Here is a 461-nt window from a genome sequence, read left to right on the forward strand (position 1 = left end):
CGCGCTTCTCCTCGGGCTTCAGACGCTGGGCGTTCGGATCCTGTTCGGGCGCTTCATCGCCGGCAGCATTCGGATCTCGACTCGGCGCATCCGGAAAGCGCGGCGCCACGATCTTCTCGGTGACGAACCAGCCGAGCAGGGTGATCACCGGCGTCGAGGCGATCATGAAGTACCAGTTGGCCACCGCATTGACCGTGTAGTCGGGATCGACGATGCGGGCGGCTGCCGGCGACGGGCCGGCGAGCAGCGGGTCGATGGTGGCGATCAGCAGCGTGGCGTGTTGGGCGCGCGAGACACCGGCAAATGCAGCGGCCATGCCCAGGATCGGGTGCCGTCCCGCGGCGAGGAAGATCAGGCCCGCCAGTGGCACCAGCAGCACGTAGCCGATCTCACTCGCCATGTTGGACATCACGCCGGCGAACACCATCACCGGAGTCAGCAGGTAGCGCGGCGCGGACAGC

1 protein-coding gene is annotated in these 461 nt (G+C 67.5%); it reads right to left on the minus strand.

Annotated features, from left to right (window positions below; translation table 11 throughout):
- A partial coding sequence (locus tag FLQ44_RS14500) for an AbgT family transporter (RefSeq protein ID WP_206208897.1) occupies window positions 1-461 on the minus strand: 461 nt, incomplete at both ends.

The sequence above is a fragment of the Vogesella mureinivorans genome (assembly GCF_007644035.1).
GTDB lineage: Bacteria > Pseudomonadota > Gammaproteobacteria > Burkholderiales > Chromobacteriaceae > Vogesella > Vogesella mureinivorans.